Below are 22151 nucleotides of genomic sequence, written 5' to 3'. Positions count from 1 at the left end.
GCGGCTAGTTGGGTATCGACGGAACGCGGTGGTAATTGGTGACTGAACGTTCACTTTCCCACCGCAGAGGGGTGACACTTACGACCGGAAAGAAAATGTTTTTCCCGGCAGGTTGGATACGGTTTGGGTATGTCCGACAACCTCAAGAAAGGGCTGGAGGGAGTCCTCGTCGCCGAATCCGGTCTCAGTGTGATTGACGGTGACGCGGGTAAACTCGTTTACCGGGGGTACACTATCGAGGACCTCGCGAACGGCGCCAGCTACGAGGAGGTCCTGTATCTCCTCTGGCATGGGCACCTCCCCGACCAGTCCGAACTCGACGACTTCGAGTCGGAGATGGCGAGTGAGCGGGCGGTCGACGACGCCGTGCTCGCGACGGTCCGCGGGCTGGCCGAGGCCGACGAGGACCCGATGGCCGCGCTCCGGACAGCGGTGTCGATGCTCTCCGGATTCGACCCCGCGCCCGAGGACGCCGACCCGACAGACGAGGCGGTCAATCTCGCTACGGGCCGCCGTATCACCGCGAAGATTCCGACGATCATCGCCGCCTTCGCCCGCATCCGCGACGGCGACGAACCCATCGAGCCCCGAGAGGACCTGAGCCACGCCGCGAACTTCCTCTACATGCTCAACGACGAGGAACCCGACGACGTGCTGGCCGACGTCTTCGACCAGGCGCTGGTGCTGCACGCCGACCACGGCCTCAACGCCTCGACGTTCTCGTCGATCGTCACCGCCTCTACCCTCTCGGACCTCCACAGCGCCGTCACGTCGGCCATCGGCACCCTGAAGGGGCCGCTCCACGGCGGCGCCAACCAGGACGTCATGGAGATGCTCAAGGAGGTCGACGACGCCGAGATGGACCCCCTGGACTGGGTCAAGACCGCCCTCGACGAGGGCCGGCGGGTGTCCGGCTTCGGCCACCGTGTCTACAACGTCAAGGACCCCCGCGCGAAGATTCTCGGCGAGCGCTCGAAGGAGCTGGGCGAGGCCGCCGGCTCGCTGAAGTGGTACGAGATGTCCACCACCATCGAGGACTACCTCATGGAGGAGAAGGGGCTCGCCCCGAACGTCGACTTCTACTCGGCGTCGACGTACTACCAGATGGGCATCCCCATCGACATCTACACCCCCATCTTCGCGATGTCCCGCGTCGGCGGCTGGGTCGCCCACGTCGCCGAGTACATCGAGGACAACCGCCTCATCCGGCCCCGCGCGCGCTACACCGGACCGGACCCCGACGAGACGACGTTCGTTCCGCTCGCGGACCGATAGCCAGCGGAACGCACAAGAGCGTCGGCCGTTTATAAGCCACCGTGGCTGGCCCGCTTCGATTCCGACATTCGACGGAACGCTGGAACGAGGACCGCGTCCGGCGTGACTTGCTCTCCCCGCTCGAGGACACCTTCGGCGCCGAACTGACCGGCCCGTGGTTCGCCCCGCCCGAGGGGTGGGCGGCCCGCCGGCTGGAGATGGACAACGGCGACCTTGCGCTTTTCATCTGGAACGGACAGGAGGCCTACTGGCTCGGGAACACACAGACGCCCGAGACCCTCTGGCGGACGGACAAGTACACGTTCGAACACAGCCCCGGCCCCATAGCCGAGTGGGCCCAGCGGGAACTGCTCGCCCAGCTGGAGGTCGAGGACCCGTGGCTCACCGAGTACGAGGCGCTCGCGCACTTCTTCCTGCCCGTCTTCCTCTCGAAGGACGGCCGCGACTCCACGCGGACCTTCTTCCGCGACCACGCCGCCGGCTTCCCCGACGCCGACCGCGAGGACGGCCTGCGGTTCTACGACGACTTCCTCGCGACCGGCGTGCTGGACGACTACCGCTACACGATGGCCAGCAAACTGGGGACCAGCGAGGGCTTTGACCTCTCGCGGATGCGGGCGACGATGGGCGAGTTCAACGCCGCGAAGCTGCTCGTCGACGCGGGCAACGACATCGTCCCCGAGGTCGAACTGGACTCGGGCCACTCCGTCGACTTCCGCGTCGACGACACCCTCGTCGAGGTGACGCGGCCGCGGCCGCCGAGCCGCCGCCAGATAGACACCGCCATCGGCGCGCTGAAGGCCTCCGGCGACGCCAAGACCCGCGACCAGCTGGCGGCCCACCCCGGCGCCGTCCTCGCCGTCGACTGCACCTCCTTCCGCGACGACGAGTGGCGGCGGGTCCACGCCGAAAAGCCGAGCGTCGGCTACGAGCCGCTCGTCGTCTTCCGCTACCGGCCCGACGGCCGGGTCGAGGGGTACTCGCGGGGCTCGGTCCCGTTCCCGCTGCCATTTTGAGGGGGTATTTTTCCCACGTCGGAGAGTAAATGTACCGGACAGCGGGACAAAAGTTTCATACTCCCCCGACGAACGCGGCGGTAGCGGCCGACCGTTTGGCCGAAATACACATGGATATCGACCAGTTCATCACCGATAACGGACCGGAGGAGGGTGGCGACACCTTCCAGCTAGAGAACAGCAAGCTCCTCGACATCGCCGTCGACGGGACTGTCACGGCCAAGGCCGGCTCGATGGTCGCCTACGAGGGGGACCTCTCCTTTACCGGCAGTTCGAACGCCGAGGGCGGTCTCACGGGGTTCATCAAGTCGAAGGCGACCAGCGAGGGGACCCCCGTGATGGAGGTCGAGGGGACCGGCCACCTCTACGTCGCCGACGACGCCAAGGAGATACAGATAATGGACCTCGACGCCGACGAGTCCATCTCGGTCAACGGCAACGACGTCCTCGCCTTCGAGTCGAGCGTCGACTACAGCATCTCGACCATCGGGAGCCTCTCGGGGGCCTCCGCGGGCGGCCTGACGAACGTCTTCCTCGAAGGGCCGGGCCACATCGCCATCACGACCCACGGGAGTCCGCTCGTGCTCACCCCGCCGGTCAAGACGGACCCGCAGGCGACGGTGGCCTGGAGCGCCGACAACTCCCCCTCCAGCAGCGTCAACCGCAGCCTCTCGGACATGGTCGGTCAGTCCTCCGGCGAGCAGTACCAGCTCGAGTTCACCAACCCCGACGGCTTCGTCGTCGTCCAGCCCTTCGAGGAAGGCAACCCGGGCCAACAGCAGTAGCCCGACGACGCCCCGTTTTTACCTCCGGCCCGTCTACGCGGGCCCATGCCCAAGATTGCCGATACGCACATCGTCAACCGCGAGCGCGTCCAGCCCACCCACGCCAACAACTACAACAGCGCCCACGGGGGCATCGTGATGAAGTGGATGGACGAAATCGGCGCGATGTCCGCGATGCGGGCCGCCGAGGAGTCCTGTGTCACCGCCCAGATGTCGAGCGTCGACTTCGAGCGCCCCATCCCCATCGGCGACAACGCTCTCGTCGAGTCCTACGCCTACGAGACGGGCCGGACGAGCGTCCGCGTGCGCATCGACGTCAGCGCCGAGAACCCCCACACCGGCGAGACCGAGTCCACCACCTCGGCCTACGCCACGTTCGTCGCCGTCGAGGACGGCAAGCCGACTCCGGTCCCGGACCTCCAGGTCGGGGGCGAGAAGTGCAAGAGGCTCCGCGAGAAGGCCCTCGCCGAGGAACCGAGCCGGGAGTGAGCGCGTCGCGAATGCACGGGCGCGGAACTATTTCATGACTGGCGCCCGTCCGCATAGACAGTGTCGCCTCTCGCGTCAATTCGAGCGGCCCTGGCCGGCCTTCTGACGCGGTCACCACACCAGCGGGTGTCCCGTGCGCTGGTCAAGACGTTACTGTACCGGACGCTTATGATCGTCATCACCGTCCTAGTCGCGCTGTCCGTCACTGGCGACACCGGCCAGGCACTGAGCATCGGTCTCGTGGCGAACGTCGTCAAGACAGGGACGTACTACGGGTACGAACGGGTCTGGGACCGTATCTCCTGGGGCGTCTGACGGCCCCGTCGTGGCCGGCCCACTGTTGGGCCGGTTTGTCGTTAACGGTGCCCACGCCGCTCGCAGTTGGTGTGTAGAACGAGCCCAAGCCGAAATTCCACGCACCCCGGACCGGTCGCAGATGCTCTGAGTCGGTTGTTCCGAGAAAGCATAGGCCGGAATTTGAACCCGGAGGAAGACATTCCTGCTCGTCTCGTGACGCTCGACCGCGCGGGCTGTGACTTCCAGGGATTCAAATCCCGCTGCCGGTTTGTCGACCACAGCAGTCGCTCGGCGACGGAGCGCCTCGCAGAAGTGTAGTCGGCAAAAGCCTAGGCCGGAATTTGAATCCGGGGTCTCGTCCTTACCAAGGACGCGCTTTACCGCTAAGCTACCCAGGCACGCACTCATCTGTATCCGGCAGTTGTCTTTAGGCGTTTCGATTCCGACCGAGAATCAGTGGTCGGCGGCGGCCTGACTGTCGTGACCGGTCAGCCGGTCGGCGACCTCGCCGCTCAGCAGGGTGTCGACCGCGGGAAGCCCGTCGCTCGCCAGGTCGGGACCGACCGCGCGCAGCGCCGCCGTCGGCTCGTGGCCGGCGGCGGTGACGCCGGCGACGACGGCGAGTTCGCAGATGTCCGCCTCCAGGTTGCCGTCGAGGTCGTCGTTGCCGGTCGCCCGGAGTTCGGTCTGGTCCTTGCCGAACTCCCGGACCACGTCGACGGCGGCCTCGGCGGCTCCGGTGCGGGCCAGCAGATAGAACCCCCGGGAGACGAGGATGTCGGCGATGAGGATGTCCAGGTCGGCGGCGTCGCGGTCGCCGGTGGTCCAGGGGTCGTCGTGGGCGAGCCGGCGGGTCAGCGCGAGCCCCTCGTAGATGAGCTGGACGCCGGCGGCGCGGTCCGCGTCGCTGTCGTCGACCGCCTGATCGCGAGCGGCCGCCTCGGCGACGAGGGTCAACACGCCCGGCGCGAACGAAGCGTCGTCCAGCCGGGCGGCGAGGCGGTCGTGGAGCCGCTCGGGCTCGATGTCGTCGACGCCTGCCAGCGCGGCTCGACGGACCGCCGCCACTTCCTCCATTGGCGCGCTCTAGCGGAGGCAAGGGCAAAGACCTTTGGAAACACCACCAGCAAGCAGGGGCATGGTCCGGACAACGGCCGAGGGAGACGTGCGCGTGCTGACGCTGTCGCGGCCGGCGCGGCGCAACGCGCTCGACAGGGACGCCCTGTCTGCACTGTCGGACGCCGTGGCCGAGGCGAGCGAACCGGTCCTCTATCTCCACGGCGAGGGGAGGGCGTTCTGTGCCGGCGCGGACCTGGAGGTGGTGCGGGACCTCGACGACGACGCGGCGGCCGACTTCGCCGCGCTGGGCCAGCGGGTCGCGAACGAACTGGCGGCCTACGACGGCGCCGTCGTCGCCGGTATCGACGGGGCGGCCAGGGGCGGCGGCGTCGAGCTGGCCCTGGCCTGTGACCTGCGGGTCGCCACGCCCGGGGCGACGTTCGCCGAGACCGGGGTGAAACTGGGGCTGTTCGGCGCGTGGGGCGGGACGACGCGGCTCCCCCGCGTCGTCGGCGAGGGCGAGGCGATGGACCTCGCGCTGTCGGGTCGGACCGTCGGCGCCGAGGCGGCGCTGCGGATGGGGCTCGTCTCGCGGGTCACCGACGACCCCCGCGCCGTGGCCGACGAGCTGGCCGCGGTCGACCACGACGCGCTCCGGACGCTGAAACGTCGGCTCCGGGACGACACCGACCAGGCGACCGGCGACGAGCGCGAGCGGGCGGCCTTTGCCGACCTGGTCGAGACGGCGGAGTTCTCGTAGCAATACGTTCAAACCCTCCCGCCGCATACGGTCGGGCCAATGGTTGACTGCGAGTACTGTGAGGCGTCGTTCGACGGCGAGGACGCGTATCTGGACCACCTCGCCGACGAGCACGGAGGGGAACTCGGCGCTATCGACCGGCGGCGCGTCGAGGGCCGCGCGAGCGACGACGACGGCGGCGTCTCGCTCGCTGTGGTGGCGGGCGTCGTCGGGGCCGTCATCGCACTCGGCGCCGTCGTCTATGTCACGCAGTTGAGCGGCGGCGGCGGTGGCGACGGTATCGAGGCCGCGGCACTCGACGACTCCGGCGACAGCGAGCGGCTCTCGGCGGTCGAGCAGTTCCCCAGCGAGGGGACCCAGCACGTCCCGGAGAGCCGGGACGTCGACTACGAACAGTCCCCGCCCCTGTCTGGGCCCCACTACAACACGCCGACGGAGGGGGGGTTCTACGAGGAGTCCCAGCCCGCGGGTAACATCGTCCACGCGCTGGAACACGGTGCCGTCGTCATCTACTACGACGAGAGCGCGATGAACGAATCGGCCCGCAACAGCCTCCAGGAGTTCGCCAGCACCCACACCGGGACCTGGCGCAGCGTCATCGTCGTCCCGAACGAAAACGAGAGCGCCGAGTCCGACTTCGTCCTGACGGCGTGGCGCAACCGCATGTACATGGACAGCTACGACGCTCAGACCGTCCACGCGTTCCTCTCGGAGTTCCTCGGCCGCGGTCCCGAGAACCCGGTTCGGTAAATCCATCTTTCGTCTCTGTCGGCGACCCGTGAGTTGGGACAGTGGCTGTCGCCAACATCCAGAAAGCTCCCAAGTTTAGCCAGCGGGCTTTCAGGCTGTGTTGCCTCATCCTCGAAAAACCGTACGCAGTTCCCGGACGCGGAACGACATTTATTAGCACGCATCCCCTAGCGAGGGCCGTGAATCGCACGGCAGCGCTCGACGCCGTCGTCTTCGGGGTGGACATCCAGAGCGGCGACGTCCGCGGTGACGCGCCCTCCTACGCGCTGGTGGTCTTCGACGGCGACGAGCTAGAGCGGGACGTCGTCTCGCGGCGGAAGCTCCGGCGGCGAATCGAGAGCGAGGCGCCCGCCATCGTGGCGACGGACAACATGTACGAACTGGCCGCCGACAAGGACCGGCTGGTCCACTTCCTGGGGTCGCTGCCCGATGAGACGAAACTGGTGCAGGTCACCGGCGACGAGCGGCCCGAACCGCTCTCGCGGGTGGCCAAGCGCCACGGCGTCCCGTACGGCAAGGAGCCGATGCAGGAGGCCGAAGCCGCCGCCAGGCTCGCCGCCGCCAACGTCGGCCAGGAGGTGTCCGCCTTTACCGACACGACGGAGGTGAAGGTCTCGCGGGGCCGCTCGACCGGGAAGGGGGGCTGGTCCGAGGACCGCTACACGCGCCGAATCCACGGCGCGGTCAAGAGCCAGGCCCGCGAGGTCGAGTCCGAACTCGACGCCGCGGGGCTGGAGTACGAGCGGGACGTGACCGAGAAGTACGGCGGCTTCTCGAACGCGGTCTTTCGCGTGAAAGCCCGACCGGGGGACATCCCGGTCTCGACGCACCGGTCGGGCGACACCCGCATCGAAATCGAGCGCGTCCGGCGGGACGGCATCGAGTTTCGCCCGCTGGCGAAACGCCGGGACCACGTCGTCGTCGGCGTCGACCCCGGCACCACGACGGCGGTCGCCATCGTCGGCCTGGACGGCGAGGTGCTTGACGTCTACTCCTCCCGCACGAGCGACCAGGCCGCCGTCATCGAGTGGATAATCGAGCGGGGCCGGCCCGTCGTCGTCGCCGCCGACGTCCAGCCGATGCCCGAGACCGTCGAGAAGTTCCGCCGCTCGTTCGACGCGGCGGGGTGGGCGCCAGAGCGCGACCTCCCGGTCGACGAGAAGAAACACCGCACCCGCCACGAGGGGTACGACAACGACCACGAACGTGACGCGATGGCCGCCGCCCTCTACGCCTTCGACCACCACGAGAGCCAGTTCGAGCGGGTCGCCGAGAAGGTCCCCCCGCGCCACGAGGTCGGCCCAGTCGTCGCCCGCGTCGTCGCCGGGGAGGAGTCGGTCGAGAGCGTCCTCCGGGACATCGAGGGCGAGGACGAGCCCGATGAGGAGGCCGCCAGCCACCAGCCCCGGGAACTCACCGCCGACGAGAAGGAAATCAAACGACTGGAGGCCCGCATCGACCGGCTGGAGGACCACGTCGAGGAGCTCAAGGGGACCATCCGGCGGAAGGACGAACAGCTCGAAGAGAAGGACAAGCAACTGGAGAAAGCCAGACAGGAGGGCCGCCGCGAGGTCCGCAAGGACCGCGAGGTCACCCGTCTGGAGCGGCGCAACGACGCCCTCGAACGCGAGGTCGAGACGGAGAAAGAGAAACGCGAGGCCCTCTCCGAGAAGCTGGAACGGCTCAAGGAGCTCTGGAAGCTCGACCACTCGAACTTCGCCGACGTCTCCGAACACGAGGAGGGGCTGGTCCCGGTGAAGGTCGTCGAGCAGTTCACCCGCGACGCCATCGACGAGGCCGACGAGCAGTTCGGGCTCGCGGCGGGCGACATCGTCATGTTCCGGGACGCCTCCGGCGCGGGCCGGTCGACGGCCCAGCGGCTGGCCGAGGTCGAGCCGCGGCTGGTGCTTCGCAACGAGACCCTCTCCGACGCCGCCGACGAGGTGCTGTTCGACCACGAGATACCCGTCGCCCCCGCCGAGATGGTCCCCGTCCAGGAGGTCGACGAGCTCGCCATCGCCCGCGAGGAGGCCGTCGAGGAGGCCATCGACGACTGGCACGACCGGGCCGAGGAGCGCCGACAGGAACAGAAGGCCGAGATGGTCGACCAGATTATCAGCGAGCACCGGGCCGATAGACCGGTGAGCGGGGAGTAGCCGGGACGCGGGGAAGCGGGGGATACTTGTCGGCCCCTCGCCTACGCCCGGACGACAGATGGACGCGCCGCTGTGGACCGAGACGCACGCGCCGGCACTCGAAGACGTTCCCCAGTCGGCGGCCCGCGACCACCTGCAGGGGGCCATCGAGGAGCCGATGAACCTGCTGGTCCACGGGCCGAAGGGGGCGGGCAAGACCGCCGCCGTGCGGGCCTACGCCCGCGAGGTCCACGACAACCCGGACGCCGACTTCACCGAACTCAACGTCGCCGACGTGTTCGACATGACGAAAAAGGAGGTCGCCAACGACCCCCGATTCTCGTCCTTTATCGACAGCAAGCGCCGCCGGACGTCCTCGAAGGCCGACCTCATCAACCACGTTCTGAAGGAGTCGGCCAGCTACTCGCCGATGTCGGGGACGTACAAGACCATCCTGCTGGACAACGCCGAGGGGATGCGCGAGGACTTCCAGCAGGCGCTGCGCCGGGTGATGGAGCAGTACTACGAGGCGACGCAGTTCGTCATCGCCACGCGCCAGCCGTCGGCGCTCATCCCGCCGATTCGCTCGCGGTGTTTCCCGGTCGTGATGCGGGCGCCGACCCACGACGAGACCGTCGGCGTCCTCTCCGACATCGTGGCCGCCGAGGGGGCCGACTACGACGAGGACGGGCTGGAGTACGTCGCCGGCTACGCGGAGGGCGACCTCCGGACGGCGGTGCTGGCCGCCCAGACCACCTACGAGGAGACCGGCGCAGTGACCATGGAGACGGCCTACGAGACCCTCCAGGGGCTGGAGGCCGACGACGCCGTGGAGTCGATGGTCGAGGCCGCCGAGGAGGGCCGCTTTACCGACGCCCGCTCGGAGCTTGACGACCTGCTCGTCGACGAGGGGTACGGCGCCGACGACGTCATCGAGGAGATTCTGGACGTGGCCCGCTCGCGGTACTCCGGCCAGCGGCTGGCGACGGTCCACGAGCTCGCGGGCGAGACCGACATGGCGCTGACCGAAGCCGCCAACGAGCGGATTCACCTCTCGCGGCTGCTCGCGGATATCGGCCAGCTCTGACTGCCCTTATCAGCCGAGCGGGGCGTTCGTCTCCCGCACGTCCCGGATGTCCTGGGCGAGGTCAGCCACGACGTGTGCGTACAGCGTCGCGGCCGCCAGCAGCGCGAGCGGCGGGGCGAGCACCCAGAGCGCGGCGACCAGCGGCCCGCCGATGAGCACGTGACTGAGCAGGCGGTCGAGCTTGCCGAGTTCGTACTCGTGGAATATCGCCGCCTGGTCGGTAAACACCGCACGGGGATGCCGGAGGCAGTAGCGAATCGCCCGCGGCTCGCCCGTGTTGTACCAGGCGACCAGGAAGTGGTCGAAGTCGATGCCGACGCCGACGACGGCGGCGAACGCGACCCAGCCAAGCCCCGTCAGCAGGTCCACCCCGGCGTACAGGCCGGCGACCAGGCCGACGGCGACGGAGATGACGAAGTGGTCTCGCGAGTAGATAGGGAACCCCTCGACGGTTGATTCGCACAACCGACACTTATGCGTTCAGTTCGGCCGGCGGCGCGGCGCTGGGCGCCGACCGTGGGGTCGCGGCCCGCGAGACCGCGAATGGCGGCTTCGAAATCCTTTTAGGCGCTACGGCGGGAATCTATGGACAACGAACCATGGAAATCGACATCATCGAGGAAGACGAAAATCCCATGTTGCACAGAACGGACGTCCGCTTCGAGGTCGTCCACGACGAGGCCACGCCGTCCCGGCTCTCCGTGCGTGATTCGCTGGCCGCGACCCTGAACAAGGACGCCGAAGAGGTCGTCATCCACAAGCTCGACACGAAGTTCGGGATGCGAAAGACGGTCGGCTACGCGAAGGTCTACGACAGCCCGGAGTACGCCCGCGACGTCGAGCAGGACCACATGCTCGAGCGCAACAAGATCGTCGCCGACGGCGAGGAAGAGGCGGAGGAAGCATAGATGCCCCGCTCCGATTACTACGACGACGGCGAGCTGACGAAGGACCTCTGTCCGCGCTGTGGCGACACGGTGCTCGCCGACCACGACGACCGCCAGCACTGCGGGAAGTGCGGCTACACCGAGTGGAAGTAGGGCGCGATGCGGATTCTCGGTATCGAAGGCACCGCGTGGGCAGCTAGCGCTGCAGTCTTCGAAACCGACAGCGTGGCGGTTTCGAACGCCCGGCAGAACGCCAGTTCCGACGGCGTCTTCGAATCTGACGGCCTGCCGAGTACCAGCGACGACCACGTCTTCATCGAGACCGACGCCTACCAGCCCGACAGCGGCGGCATTCACCCGCGCGAGGCCGCCGAACACATGGGCGAGGCGATTCCGCGGGTCGTCGAGACGGCTATCGACCACGCCCGGGAGCGCGCCGGCGAGGACGGCGACCCGCCGTTCGACGCGGTCGCGTTCTCCCGTGGCCCCGGGCTGGGCCCCTGTCTGCGCATCGTCGCCACCGCCGCCCGCGCGGTCGCCCAGCGGTTCGACGTGCCACTCGTCGGCGTCAACCACATGGTCGCCCACCTGGAGGTCGGCCGCCACCGCTCGGGCTTTGACTCGCCCGTCTGTCTGAACGCCTCCGGCGCGAACGCCCACGTGCTGGGCTACCGGAACGGCCGCTACCGGGTGCTGGGGGAGACGATGGACACCGGCGCGGGCAACGCCATCGACAAGTTCACCCGGCATATCGGCTGGCAACACCCCGGCGGGCCGAAGGTCGAACAGCACGCCCGCGAGGGCGAGTACCACCCCCTGCCCTACGTCGTCAAGGGGATGGACTTCTCGTTTTCGGGGGTCATGAGCGCGGCCAAGCAGGCCGTCGACGACGGCGTGCCCGTGGACGACGTCTGTCGGGGGCTGGAGGAGACCGTCTTCGGCATGCTGACGGAGGTCTCCGAGCGGGCGCTGTCGCTGACCGGCGCCGACGAACTGGTCCTTGGCGGGGGCGTCGGCCAGAACGAACGGCTCCAGGGGATGCTCGGCGAGATGTGCGACCAGCGCGGTGCGTCGTTTTACGCCCCCGAGAACCGCTTTCTGCGGGACAACGCCGGGATGATAGCGATGCTGGGCGCGAAGATGTACGCCGCCGGCGACACCGTCGCCATCGAGGCCTCGGCCATCGACTCGAACTTCCGGCCGGACGAGGTCCCGGTCACGTGGCGCGGTCCCGACGAGAGCGTGGACCGGCGCGACCGGGGCGAGACCGAGGTCCAGGGCGCCGAAGCGACGGTCACCGTCGAGGCCGACCGCGTCGTCAAGGCGCGCACCCCGCGGAGCTACCGCCATCCGGCCCTCGACGAGCGGCTGCGGACCGAACGCACGCGCCAGGAGGTCCGGCTGACGAGCGAGGCCCGCAAGCACGGCGTCCCGACGCCGCTGGTGCTGGACGTGGACCCCGCCGAGGCCCGCATCGTCTTCCAGCGCGTCGGCGAGGCCGACCTCCGGGAGCGACTCAACGCCGACACCGTGGGGACCGTCGGCGGGCACCTCGCGCGCATCCACGACGCCGGCTTCGTCCACGGGGACCCGACGACGCGGAACGTCCGCGTCGCGCCCGACGATGCGACGCGGAACGGGCGAGCGGAGAGCGAAGCGACCCGCGAGCGGTCCGTCTTCCTCATCGACTTCGGGCTGGGCTACTACACCGACGAACCGGAAGACCACGCGATGGACCTCCACGTGCTGGCCCAGTCGCTGGCCGGCACCGCTGACGACCCCGAGGCGCTGTTCGAGGCGGCCTGTGGGGCCTACCGGGCCGTGTCGGGCCACGCCGACGCCGTCTTCGACAGCCTGGCCGACATCGAGGGCCGCGGCCGGTACCAGTAGCAAACCCGAACGCACACCTTTCTCGCCGCCGTAGCCGCGCCGGATGCGCTATCTCGTCTGGGCCGTTATCGCACTGCTTGGCTACACGGCGGTCCCGCCGCTGGTGAAACTCGCGACCGTGGACATCCCGAGCGACGTGGTCGTCCTCATCTCCAACGGGATTCTCGTCGTCGCGGCCGTCGGCATCATCCTCACCGCCGACGTGTCGGTGACGCCCTATCTCACCCACGAGCGGGCCGTCTACGCCTACGGTGCCGGTATCGCCCTCACCGTCGGTATCGTCTCGTACTACCGGGCGCTCGCGGCCGGTCCCATCAGCGTCGTCGTCCCCATCTTCGGGATGTTCATCGCCACCAGCTCTATCCTCGGCATCGCCTTTCTCGACGAACCGCTCACGGCCCGGAAAGCCGCGGGCATCGGGCTGGCCGTCGCCGCCGTCTATCTCACGTCTGTGGAGTAGCGGTGCGGTGGCCGGCCGTGATTGCGGCCGACCCGGGGAAAGGCAGGGTGCCGCCGGCGCGAAGCGAACAAGCGTGTGAGGGAGCATCCGGCGGCCACAGACCGCCGGTTCACGCGAATCGCCACGGTGTGGCGATTCGCGCCTTTTTCGTCGACGTTTTTCGAGGAGCGGTGCCCGCAGGGACGCGAAGCGGCCCGAGGACACCCGACGATGAAAAAGGTCGGGGGGAAGGAATTTAGTCTACCCGCGAGTACGGACAGATATGGTAGACAAACCCCAGTCAGGGGAACTGTTCGGCGTCCCGTACAACTTCGAACGGCCCAGCCTGAAGCGGCTCGTCTCCTCGTACTGGCAGCCCGGCGACGGGATGCTGGTCGAGAAGCCGTTCGGCATCGGCTACACGCTGAACCTGGCGAACTGGCGCGCGTGGATCGTGCTGGGGGTCGCCGGCGCGATGCTGTATCAGGAGCGCCGGGGCGAGGGCGAGGAGTTCGGGGGCGAGGAGGCCGACGAGCCGGTCGAAGTCGTCGTCGACTGACGGTCCCCGTCGGCGGTACAGCCGAAGCCGGGCGCGCGGTTTCGACGCCTCTTTTGGGGCTGCCCGCTCGTGTAGCGGTATGCTCAACTTCGTGACGACCAACCCCGGGAAGGTCCGGGAGGCGACGGCCTACCTGGACGACGAGGTGGTCCAGTTCGACTTCGACTACCCCGAGGTACAGGCCGACGACCTCGGCGCGGTGGCGGCCCACGGCGCCCGCGAGGCCTACCGGGCGGCCGACGGCCCGGTCATCGTCGACGACGCGGGCCTGTTCATCGACGCCTTCGACGGCTTTCCGGGGCCCTACTCCTCGTACGTCGAGGACAGGGTCGGCATCGAGCGCGTCTGGCGGCTGACCGAGCCCGAGGACGACCACGGCGCGGCGTTCAAAACCGTCATCGCCTACTGCGACGGCGAGGCGTTCGCGGCGACCCCGGAGCCGGTGGACCGCGAGGGCCGGCGGGGCCAGGACCTCGGCGCCGACGAGCGCGGCGGCGCGACGACCGACGACCAGGTGGCGGGCGGCGAGGACGCGCTGCCGGTCAAGCTGTTCGAGGGCCGGGTGCCCGGGGAAATCGTCGCCCCCCGAGGCGAGGGCGGCTTCGGCTACGACCCCATCTTCGAGCACGACGGCACCACGTTCGCGGAGATGAGCACCGACGAGAAAAACGCCGTCTCCCACCGCGGGCGGGCGCTGGCGCAGTTCGCGGAGTGGCATGCCGAGCGATGAGCGAGGCATGCGTCGAAAGGCGCGCCAGCGCCTTTCGGAAGTTGCAACGGCGGAGCGAAGCGAAAGCGTTGCAACCCGAACCGCGAACACGCGGTGAGTGGTACGCCGAGCGATGAGCGAGGCCGACGCTCCCGGAGACGCCTGTCGGCGGTTACGGCGGCGACGTGACGTGACGCTGTTGCAACCCCGGCGACGCGTTCGGGGGGCGACGGGGCGATGAGCCGGCCCGGGACCGCGCTCGTCACGGGCGCCTCGGCTGGCATCGGCGCGGCGCTGGCCCGCGAGTTCGCGGCTCACGGTCACGACGTGGTGCTCGTGGCCCGTCGCGAGGAGCGGCTCCGGGCGCTCGCCGACGAGCTAGAGACCGGTGGCGTGACAGCGACTCCAATCGCCATGGACCTGGATACCGCGACGGCGGCGATGGACCTCTACGACGAGGTCGCGGCGCGCGGGCTCGACATCGATATCCTCGTCAACAACGTTGGCGTCGGGACGTACGGCCCCTTCGCCGACAGCGACCTCGACGCCGAGCGGACCCAGCTCCGTCTCAACGTCGTCCTGCCGGTGGAGCTCACCAGGCTGTTCCTGGACGAGCTCACGGGGGGCGGGCGCGTCCTGAACGTGGGCTCGGTGGCCGGGTTCCAGCCCGGACCGGGCCTGTCGACCTACTACGCGAGCAAGGCCTACGTCAACAGCTTCACCGAAGCCATCGCCGAGGAGCTGCGTGGCGACGTGGCCGTGACGCTGGTCTGTCCTGGCCCGGTCGACACGGAGTTTCAGGGCCGCGCCGGCATGGGCGACTCGGCGGTCGGGGCGGTGCTCTCGACGACCCCGGACGCCGTCGCCGAAGCCGCCTACGAGGGGCTGGTGGCCGGCGAGACGGTCGTCGTCCCGAGCCGGGCGATGCGGGCCGTCGACCTCCTGGGCCGAATCGCGCCCCGCCCCGTCGTCCGCCGCGTCGCGGCGTGGGTCAACAGCGACCGGTAGCTCTCAGGGCTGATATCGACGCCCAGCTACCGGGCGGGACGCCGGAACGGACGTCCCAGTTGTTTTCAGATAGCGATAATCACAGGTGTGGTTGAAGTAGGGCGGTGTTGAACTAGGGCGCATGACACGACCCGTCGTCGAACAGTACAAGGGGCTGATACGCCAGTCGCTTGACCTCCTCCACGTCTCGGGGTCCATCGAGCGGAAAGTGCTGGCGGCTGTCGGCCTCCAGTTCGGCGCCTCCGTCGGCCTCGCCGTCGTGGCCGTCCTGTTCAGCGGTATCACCAAGTTCGCTCTCATCGGGTTGTTGTTGGCCGGTGCGACTGTGGCCTTTGCCAATACAGTGTTCATCACGCGCGAGGACATGGTCGACCCCATCGTCACCCTCTCGGAGCGGGCCGACCGCATCGCGGCCGGGGAGGTCGACGTCGACATCCCCGACAGCGAGCGTGATGACGAGGTGGCGAGCCTGCTCGCCTCCTTCGGGGCGATGCAGACCACGCTCGCGACGGTGGCCCGACAGGCCGACGCCCTGGCCGCCCAGGAGTTCGACGACCCGGTGCTCGACAAGGACGTGCCCGGCACCTTCGGGGAGTCGCTGGACCGGATGGCGACCAACATGGAGTCCTACACCACGGAACTGCAGGAGATGACCGCCGACTTAGAGGAGCGGTCGGCGGCGCTCTCGGAGCTCGTCACGGCCTTCGGCGACGCCGCCGAGCAGGCCAAAGGCGGGGACCTCACGGCGACTATCGACGCGGAGTTCGAGGGCGTCGACGACCAGTTCCAGCAGGTCGTCACTGACTACAACGACCTGCTGGAGACGCTGTCGGACACCATCGGCGAGGTGGCGACCTTCGCGGACGACGTGGCGGAGTCCAGCGACCGCGTCACCGAGAGCGTCGCCGAAATCGACCGCGCGAGCGACGAGATAGCGCGTTCGGTCCAGGACATCTCCGCGGACGCGAGCCAGCAGGCCGACCGCCACGGCGCCGTGGCGGGCGATATGAACACGCTGTCGGCCACCGTCGAGGAGATTGCGGCGACGGCCACCGACGCCGCCGAGACCGCCGAGCGGGCCGCCGAACGGGGCCGTGACGGGCGGGCCGAGGCCGCCGCGGCTATCGACGAACTGGAACTGATGACGACCCGCATCGACGAGATTGCCGACGCCGTCGAGGGGCTGGTCGACGAGATAGCCGAGATAGACGAGGTTGTCGACCTCATCACCGAGGTGGCCGAACAGACGAACATGCTGGCGCTGAACGCCTCAATCGAGGCCGCCCGCGCTGACGCCGACGGCGACGGCTTCGCCGTCGTGGCCGACGAGGTCAAATCCCTCGCGGAGGAGACCCGGGACGCCGCCGGGGAAATCTCCGAGCGTATCGAGTCGGTCCAGGAGAGCGCCGGCGCGACGGTCGCGGACGTCGAGGAGACGAACGAGCGCGTGGCCGACAGCACCGACAGCATCGAGGCGACGCTGCGGGACTTCGAGGACATCGTCGACGTGCTCGGCGAGGTCAACGACGCCATCCAGGAGATATCGGACGCGACGGCCGAACAGGCCGAGACGACCCAGGACGTGGTCGCCGCCGTCGACGAGGTGGCGGAAGTCAGCGAGCAGACGAAACGGGAGGCCGAGTCCGTCGCCGCCGCGACGGAGGAACAGACCGCGACCATCTCCGAGGTGACCGGCGAGGTCCAGTCGGTGGCCGAGCGAACCGACGACCTCCGGGACCTGCTCCAGCAGTTCGACGTGACGGCGGCCCACACCGACACCGGCCAGACCACCGAAGTGTTCGCGCCCAGCGCGGACGACTAGGCCCGCGGGTCCCGGTCCGGCCCCGGATACGCGCCCCCCTCGACCAGTTCGTACAGCGCTTCGGCGTCGAACAGGGCGGCGAAGGCGTCGGGCGTGCGAACGCTGACCTGCATGTGCTCGTTGAGCGCCAGCCCCGTCTTCGCGCTCCGCAGCTCCTCGTCGTAGCTGAGCACGTGGCCGGCCTCGCCCCGGTAGGCCGAGGCCAGCGCCGGATGGTCCCCCTCGGGATGGTCGACCGGCTCGCGCTCGCGTTCGATTCGCTCGCGCCAGTCGGCCGCGAGGTCCGAATCTGCCAGCTCGGCGACGACCGCTTCGGCGTCGTCGAGGAGGACGTCGCTGGCCACGAGCGCGACCCAGGAATGGCGCCGGACGTGGTCCAGGGCCGCCCGGGCCGCGCCGCCACACAGCAGGTCCGCCGCGAGGACGTCGGCGTCGGCGACGACGCGGGCGGGGGTGTTCTCACCCATCCTCGGCCTCCGCGCGCCGCCGCCCGAGCGTCTCCCGGACGGTCTCGACGGTCGTCTCGTGGTCGCTGGCGCGCTCGAACAGGGCTGCCCAGTCCATGGCCGGCGTAGGGAACGCGGACAAAAAGCCGTGCCGTCTGCCGTCCGTCTGACGGGAGTTTATGTCGAATCGCTCCCTCGCCCCGGATACGGGCGCGCACTGGCAGCTACGTTCGCTACGTCTGTAGCACGTCCCATCCTCCTGTCACGCGCCCGGATACTTCCACCCCTTCTGAGACGCCTCTCCCGGCAGTCGCTCCCACCGCCGGAGTCGGTGTCGGGTCAGGCTTCGGCCTTGAGCGCCGACCGCACCTCGTCGATGCCGTCGTGGCTCGTCATCACGGCCAGACTGTCGCCGGCCTCGATGGTGGTCCGCGGCAGCGGAATCGTCATCGACTCGTGGGCGCGGCCGTGCGCGTAGATGTGGGCGTCGCCGGGCAGGGAGACCTCGACGACGCGCTTGCCGATGACCGACGACCCCTCGGGAACGTCGACGGAGGCGATAGAGAGCCGCTCGGTCAGGTCCGCGAGGACGTTGAAGTCCCCGCCCAGCAGCGCGGTCTTGGCGCCGGCGGCGCCGAGCCGCTCGGGGTAGATGATATCGTCGACGTCGGCGGCGTACTTGTCGTATATCTCCTCGCGGTAGTCGGCGTCGATGCGCAACACGGTGCGACAGCCGTGTTCCTTGCCGATCATGCAGGCGCTGAAGTTGGTGTTCAGGTCGCCCGTGAGCGCGCCGATGGCGTCGGCCTCGTCGATGCCCGCCGCCTCCAGCGTCGACTCCTCGCTCCCGTCGCCGGTGATTACCTCGAAGCCGGCGGCTGTCGCCCGGTCGACTTTCTCCCGGGACCGCTCGACGATAACGACCTCGTGACCCTCGCTCTGGAGAATGTGTGCCGTCCGGGTCCCGACGCGACCGTAGCCGACGATGACGAACTTCATGGGAGCGGCTACGACAGCCAGCATTAAAAATGTGAACGTGTACCAGGGTTGTCGTACGCGGCGCCAGTCAGCGCGTGGCCGCTGGCGGACCGACCGCGAAGAGAATAGGATGGGGCCGATTGGTTCGGACCGGATACCGACGGACGGGGTGTCCGATTACCGGCTCACAGGCCGTCGGTTGCTGTCTCCGTGCTGTCGGCTGGAGCCGGTTCGGTCTCGGTCGGCGTTCCCAGACCGTCCCCGGTTTCAGTCTCGGTCGGCGTTCCCAGACCGTCCCCGGTTTCAGTCTCGGTCGGCGTTCCCAGGCCGTCCCCGGTGTCGGTCTCGGTACCGGTCTCAGTGCCGGTTTCTGTTTCGGTCTCGGTGCCGGTCTCCGTCTCGTTGCCGGTCTCCGTCTCGTTGCTTACAGTGACGGTCGCGTTGTCCGTGACCGGCGTGTCGTTGACGAGCGCGGGCGGGTCAAGCAGCCCGACAGTGTCGACGAAGTCGAACGTCTGGTTGTCGGTGCTCATCGTCTCGTTATCGGTACTCGTCGTCTGGTTGTCGGACTCCGGCGTCTCGGTCGGCGTGTCCGTTCCCGAAGCCGGCGTCTCAGTGGGTGTCTCCGTTCCCGAAGCCGGCGTTTCGGTGGTCGTCTCCGTTTCCGTCGACTGGGTACCGTTGTCCATCGTCTCGCTCGGGGTGCTCTCCACGTGGATCATCGCGGTGAGCGTCTGCGTCCCTTGCAGTTGCGGCTCCGTCTCGTTTGCCGACTCGTTGCCGACCGCGTCGGACGTCTGGACGCCGTCCGACGTGTAGTTCGCGCCGGGGACGTCAAACAGCGTGACGGTCACGTTGTCGTGGGTCCCGGCAGGGAGGTAATCCGACACGCCGATGACGCTATCGAGGGTCTGGCCCGTTTCGAGGCTCCCGTCGTGGATGGCGACGTAGCCGGACTGGTTCAGCGTCACGTTCGTGACGGTGACGGCCGTCCCGTTGGTCTCCTGATCGTCGAAGGTCAGCGACGGCTGCTCGGTGTCGTTCGTCTCGTTGCCCATTCCGATACCGTCGTCGGGCGTCTCGGTGGGCGTCTCGTTCTCCGGGGTCGTCGGCTCGTCAGTCGGCGTCTCGTTCTCCGGAGTCACCTCTCCGTCGGTCGGCGTCTCGTCCGCCGGGGTCATCTCTCCATCAGTCGGCGTCTCGTCCGTTGGAGTCATCTCCCCGTCGGTCGGCGTCTCGTTTGCTGTCGGCGTCTCCTGCTGTGCTACCGGACCGGCTACGGCGCCGGCCTGTGCCGTGAGGGCCGCTGTCACGACCGCGACGGCGACGGCGGCGAGTATCGTGTTCCGTTTCATCTTGTAATGCAAACGAGGGGACAGAAGGCGGATTCATAAACTAAGCCGACCGTTTAGAACAGAAGCCGTAGCCAACCGACGAGTAACCACTCTCCAACGTCGACCGTCCGAGCGCGGTCGGCCGACTTTCGACACGCGTTTAGGCGGCGGCGGCCGACAACGGACAGTATGCGAGTGACGTTTCTCGGGACGAGCGGGGCCATCCCGACGACCCAGCGCAACACCAGCGGTATCTTCTGTAATCGCGACGGCGACTACCTCCTCTTCGACTGCGGCGAGGGCACCCAGCGCCAGATGATGCACTACGGGACCGGGTTCGCCGTCGACCACCTGTTCGTGACGCATCTGCACGGCGACCACGTCCTCGGGATTCCGGGCCTGCTACAGACGTTCGACTTCAACGACCGCGAGCGGCCCGTGGCTATTCACACGCCGGCGGGCACTCGGGGCAACGTCAAACAGCTCATCGAGGCCAACGGGACGACCCCCTCCTATCCGGTCCGTATCAACGAGGTCTCCGCCGGCGACACCGTCCTGGACCGGCCCGAGTACGAGGTCCGGGCCATCGCGACCGAGCACCGCTGTGCGTCGGTCGGCTACGTTCTCGCCGAGGACGACCGCAAGGGCGAGTTCGACCGGGAGAGGGCCGAGGAGGAACTGGGCATCCCGCCGGGACCGAAGTACTCGAAGCTCCACCGCGGCGAGGCCATCGAACACGACGGCCGGACCGTCGAACCCGAGGAGGTCGTCGGGCCGCCCCGCCCCGGCCGCACCATGGTCTACACCGGCGACACCCTCCCGACGAACAACGTCGTCGCGGAGAGCGAGGGCGCGGACCTGCTCGTCCACGACGCCACCTTCGCCGAGGACCGGAGAGAGCGCGCCGAGGCGACGGCCCACTCGACCGCGAAGGAGGCCGCCGAAGTGGCCCGCGACGCCGGCGTCCGGACGCTCGCGCTGACCCACATCTCCACGCGCTACGCCGGCCAGGCCGACAAGCTCGGCGCCGAAGCGCGCGAGGTCTTCGACGGCGAGGTCGTCGTCGCCGAGGACGGAATGGAGCGCCACGTCCAGTTCCCCGAGTAGCGCGGCGACCCGCGAGCCGTCGCGCGCGACCGAGCGACCTCGGAGTGAAACGGCGATATGGGCGCCGCCACTCGCCAGTAGCGCGGCCGCGAACGGGCGAGAGAGCGCGCGCTGCCGGAACAGTAATGCATGACAAAAAGCCAATAGTGCGAGCTTTAAGCTTCCGGACGCATCGATAGGCATGACTTATCGGATGGTTCACGTCGGGCTCGGCGGGCAGGGGCGGACCTGGCTCACCGAGGCGATTCCCCCGAACGTCGAGGCGGGCCGACTCGAGGTCGTCGCCGCGGTCGACACCGACCCGGGGCGACACGAACTGGCCCGGACCGAACTCGGACTGTCACCGGACCGCTGTTACACCGACCTCGATACGGCGCTGACCGAGCGCGACGCCGACTTCTGTTCGGTCGTCACGCCGCCGGCGGCCCACGAACCGGTCGTCGAGACGGCGCTTGCCCACGGCCTGGACATCCTCTCGGAGAAGCCCATCGCCGACACTCTGGCGGGCTCCGTACGCATCGCCAGAGCGGTCGAACAAGCCGGCGCGAAGATGGGGCTGACGATGACCCACCGGTTCGACCAGGACAAGACGACGTTCCGGCGGGCCGTCGAGGCGGCCAGTCCCGTGGACTATCTGACGGCCCGCTTTACCGGGAACGTCCGCGAGCGGGGCCACTACTCGCCGTACGTCCACGAGATGGAGGACATGCTCCTCCTCGACGGCGCCGTCCATCACCTCGACATGCTCGCCTCGCTCGTCGACGCCCCCTGCGAGCGGGTGTACGCCGACACCTGGGTCCCGGATGGGGCGGACTACCGGGGCGACTGCACGGGGTTGGTGACGCTTACCTTCGCCGACGGCACCCGCGCCCACTACGAGGGCAGCTACGCCAACGCGACCACGCTCAACGGCTGGGGCCACGAGCAGTTCCGAGCCGAGTGCGCCGACGAGACAGTCATTCTGGACAACCGCGAGGTCGAGCGGTTCGGCCGCGACGACGACCGGGCCGGGGAGAGCGCCGGCCGGGACGACGGCGAACACGTCCCGCCCGTCGAGCGGCCGACCTGGACCAACGCTTGGCTCATCGAGCAGTTCTGCGACTGGCTCGGCGGCGGCGAGCCGATGCCGACCGACGTGGCGTCGACCCTGCGTTCGATGGCCATCGTCTTCGCCGCCATCGAGAGCAGCGAGACCGGTGAAGCCGTCGAGGTGCCGACGATGCTGAACGAGGCCCGCGCCGTCGCACAGGTGCAGTAGCCTCCGGGCCGCCACCGGCGGGACAGTAAGCTCAGCGTACCGGCTACCGGAGCCGGTAACC

The 22151-nt window shown here is 68.6% G+C and carries 24 protein-coding genes and 1 tRNA gene; 19 read left to right on the top strand and 6 right to left on the bottom strand.

The window, feature by feature from the left end; all coding sequences use genetic code 11:
* Nucleotides 1-129: 129 nt before the first annotated feature.
* The 5 genes from citZ to NJQ98_RS11915 all read left to right on the top strand — a co-directional run bounded on the left by citZ (nt 130) and on the right by NJQ98_RS11915 (nt 3880).
* Entirely contained in the window at nt 130-1275 is a 1146-nt protein-coding gene (gene citZ, locus NJQ98_RS11935) for a citrate synthase (RefSeq protein ID WP_262178983.1), read from the top strand.
* A gap of 41 nt (nt 1276-1316) precedes the next feature.
* Nucleotides 1317-2291, top strand: a complete 975-nt coding sequence (locus NJQ98_RS11930) for a DUF5784 family protein (RefSeq protein WP_262178981.1) — start codon at nt 1317-1319, stop codon at nt 2289-2291.
* 110 nt (nt 2292-2401) lie between these two features.
* A complete protein-coding gene (locus NJQ98_RS11925; protein ID WP_262178980.1) occupies nt 2402-3076 on the top strand; it encodes an AIM24 family protein in 675 nt (224 codons plus the stop codon).
* Between the two features lie 45 nt (nt 3077-3121).
* Complete coding sequence (locus NJQ98_RS11920) at nt 3122-3565, top strand: acyl-CoA thioesterase (RefSeq protein ID WP_262178978.1); 444 nt, start codon at nt 3122-3124, stop codon at nt 3563-3565.
* Nucleotides 3566-3625: 60 nt separating this feature from the next.
* On the top strand, nt 3626-3880 hold the full coding sequence (locus tag NJQ98_RS11915) for a DUF2061 domain-containing protein (protein ID WP_262178977.1): 255 nt from the start codon (nt 3626-3628) through the stop codon (nt 3878-3880).
* A gap of 308 nt (nt 3881-4188) precedes the next feature.
* Here NJQ98_RS11915 and NJQ98_RS11910 read toward each other — a convergent pair.
* Nucleotides 4189-4260: transfer RNA gene (locus NJQ98_RS11910), tRNA-Thr, on the bottom strand.
* A 55-nt stretch (nt 4261-4315) separates the two neighbouring features.
* Entirely contained in the window at nt 4316-4939 is a 624-nt protein-coding gene (locus NJQ98_RS11905) for a DUF7114 family protein (RefSeq protein ID WP_262178974.1), read from the bottom strand.
* Nucleotides 4940-5000: 61 nt separating this feature from the next.
* Here NJQ98_RS11905 and NJQ98_RS11900 point away from each other — a divergent pair, with 61 nt between their 5' ends.
* The 4 genes from NJQ98_RS11900 (at nt 5001) to NJQ98_RS11885 (ending at nt 9653) form a co-directional block, all read left to right on the top strand.
* On the top strand, nt 5001-5681 hold the full coding sequence (locus tag NJQ98_RS11900) for an enoyl-CoA hydratase/isomerase family protein (RefSeq protein WP_262178972.1): 681 nt from the start codon (nt 5001-5003) through the stop codon (nt 5679-5681).
* Nucleotides 5682-5720: 39 nt separating this feature from the next.
* Nucleotides 5721-6431 (top strand): thioredoxin-like domain-containing protein, encoded by a 711-nt coding sequence (locus NJQ98_RS11895; RefSeq protein WP_262178969.1) that lies wholly within the window; start codon nt 5721-5723, stop codon nt 6429-6431.
* A gap of 179 nt (nt 6432-6610) precedes the next feature.
* A complete protein-coding gene (locus NJQ98_RS11890) occupies nt 6611-8587 on the top strand; it encodes a DUF460 domain-containing protein (RefSeq protein WP_262178966.1) in 1977 nt (658 codons plus the stop codon).
* Nucleotides 8588-8645: 58 nt separating this feature from the next.
* The gene (locus NJQ98_RS11885; protein ID WP_262178965.1) at nt 8646-9653 is read left to right on the top strand and encodes an AAA family ATPase; all 1008 of its coding nucleotides are present in this window, start codon (nt 8646-8648) and stop codon (nt 9651-9653) included.
* A 9-nt stretch (nt 9654-9662) separates the two neighbouring features.
* Here NJQ98_RS11885 and NJQ98_RS11880 read toward each other — a convergent pair whose 3' ends face one another.
* Complete coding sequence (locus tag NJQ98_RS11880) at nt 9663-10118, bottom strand: hypothetical protein (protein WP_262178963.1); 456 nt, start codon at nt 10116-10118, stop codon at nt 9663-9665.
* A 134-nt stretch (nt 10119-10252) separates the two neighbouring features.
* Between NJQ98_RS11880 and NJQ98_RS11875 the strand changes: the two genes are divergently transcribed.
* The 8 genes from NJQ98_RS11875 (at nt 10253) to NJQ98_RS11840 (ending at nt 16967) form a co-directional block, all read left to right on the top strand.
* Nucleotides 10253-10561 (top strand): 30S ribosomal protein S24e, encoded by a 309-nt coding sequence (locus NJQ98_RS11875; RefSeq protein WP_262178961.1) that lies wholly within the window; start codon nt 10253-10255, stop codon nt 10559-10561.
* A complete protein-coding gene (locus NJQ98_RS11870) occupies nt 10562-10693 on the top strand; it encodes a 30S ribosomal protein S27ae (protein WP_262178959.1) in 132 nt (43 codons plus the stop codon).
* A gap of 6 nt (nt 10694-10699) precedes the next feature.
* The gene (locus NJQ98_RS11865) at nt 10700-12430 is read left to right on the top strand and encodes a bifunctional N(6)-L-threonylcarbamoyladenine synthase/serine/threonine protein kinase (RefSeq protein WP_262178957.1); all 1731 of its coding nucleotides are present in this window, start codon (nt 10700-10702) and stop codon (nt 12428-12430) included.
* A 43-nt stretch (nt 12431-12473) separates the two neighbouring features.
* Nucleotides 12474-12890, top strand: a complete 417-nt coding sequence (locus NJQ98_RS11860; protein ID WP_262178955.1) for an EamA family transporter — start codon at nt 12474-12476, stop codon at nt 12888-12890.
* Nucleotides 12891-13152: 262 nt separating this feature from the next.
* Complete coding sequence (locus NJQ98_RS11855; protein WP_262178953.1) at nt 13153-13428, top strand: DUF5808 domain-containing protein; 276 nt, start codon at nt 13153-13155, stop codon at nt 13426-13428.
* A 79-nt stretch (nt 13429-13507) separates the two neighbouring features.
* Nucleotides 13508-14158 carry a non-canonical purine NTP pyrophosphatase gene (locus NJQ98_RS11850; RefSeq protein ID WP_262178952.1) on the top strand — a complete coding sequence of 217 codons (651 nt, stop codon included), beginning with the start codon at nt 13508-13510 and terminating at the stop codon, nt 14156-14158.
* 216 nt (nt 14159-14374) lie between these two features.
* The gene (locus tag NJQ98_RS11845) at nt 14375-15145 is read left to right on the top strand and encodes an SDR family NAD(P)-dependent oxidoreductase (RefSeq protein WP_262178950.1); all 771 of its coding nucleotides are present in this window, start codon (nt 14375-14377) and stop codon (nt 15143-15145) included.
* 121 nt (nt 15146-15266) lie between these two features.
* Nucleotides 15267-16967, top strand: coding sequence for a methyl-accepting chemotaxis protein (locus NJQ98_RS11840; RefSeq protein ID WP_262178948.1), 1701 nt, complete (start codon nt 15267-15269; stop codon nt 16965-16967).
* Here the strand turns inward: NJQ98_RS11840 and NJQ98_RS11835 are convergent.
* The 3 genes from NJQ98_RS11835 to NJQ98_RS11825 all read right to left on the bottom strand — a co-directional run bounded on the left by NJQ98_RS11835 (nt 16964) and on the right by NJQ98_RS11825 (nt 19746).
* On the bottom strand, nt 16964-17434 hold the full coding sequence (locus NJQ98_RS11835; RefSeq protein ID WP_262178947.1) for a DUF7384 family protein: 471 nt from the start codon (nt 17432-17434) through the stop codon (nt 16964-16966). The genes NJQ98_RS11840 and NJQ98_RS11835 overlap by 4 nt on opposite strands.
* Before the next feature lie 318 nt (nt 17435-17752).
* Nucleotides 17753-18412 (bottom strand): potassium channel family protein, encoded by a 660-nt coding sequence (locus NJQ98_RS11830; protein ID WP_262178945.1) that lies wholly within the window; start codon nt 18410-18412, stop codon nt 17753-17755.
* A gap of 164 nt (nt 18413-18576) precedes the next feature.
* Entirely contained in the window at nt 18577-19746 is a 1170-nt protein-coding gene (locus NJQ98_RS11825; RefSeq protein WP_262178943.1) for a DUF7282 domain-containing protein, read from the bottom strand.
* Between the two features lie 168 nt (nt 19747-19914).
* On the opposite strand from NJQ98_RS11825, the gene rnz reads away from it, so the two are divergent.
* Both rnz and NJQ98_RS11815 read left to right on the top strand, forming a co-directional pair.
* Nucleotides 19915-20832, top strand: coding sequence for a ribonuclease Z (gene rnz, locus NJQ98_RS11820; RefSeq protein WP_262178941.1), 918 nt, complete (start codon nt 19915-19917; stop codon nt 20830-20832).
* Between the two features lie 181 nt (nt 20833-21013).
* Entirely contained in the window at nt 21014-22090 is a 1077-nt protein-coding gene (locus NJQ98_RS11815) for a Gfo/Idh/MocA family protein (RefSeq protein WP_348533575.1), read from the top strand.
* The last annotated feature ends 61 nt before the right edge of the window (nt 22091-22151 follow it).

This window comes from Haloarcula laminariae, from assembly GCF_025457605.1.
Lineage (GTDB): Archaea > Halobacteriota > Halobacteria > Halobacteriales > Haloarculaceae > Haloarcula > Haloarcula laminariae.
This window is presented reverse-complemented; position numbering and strand designations above follow the sequence as displayed.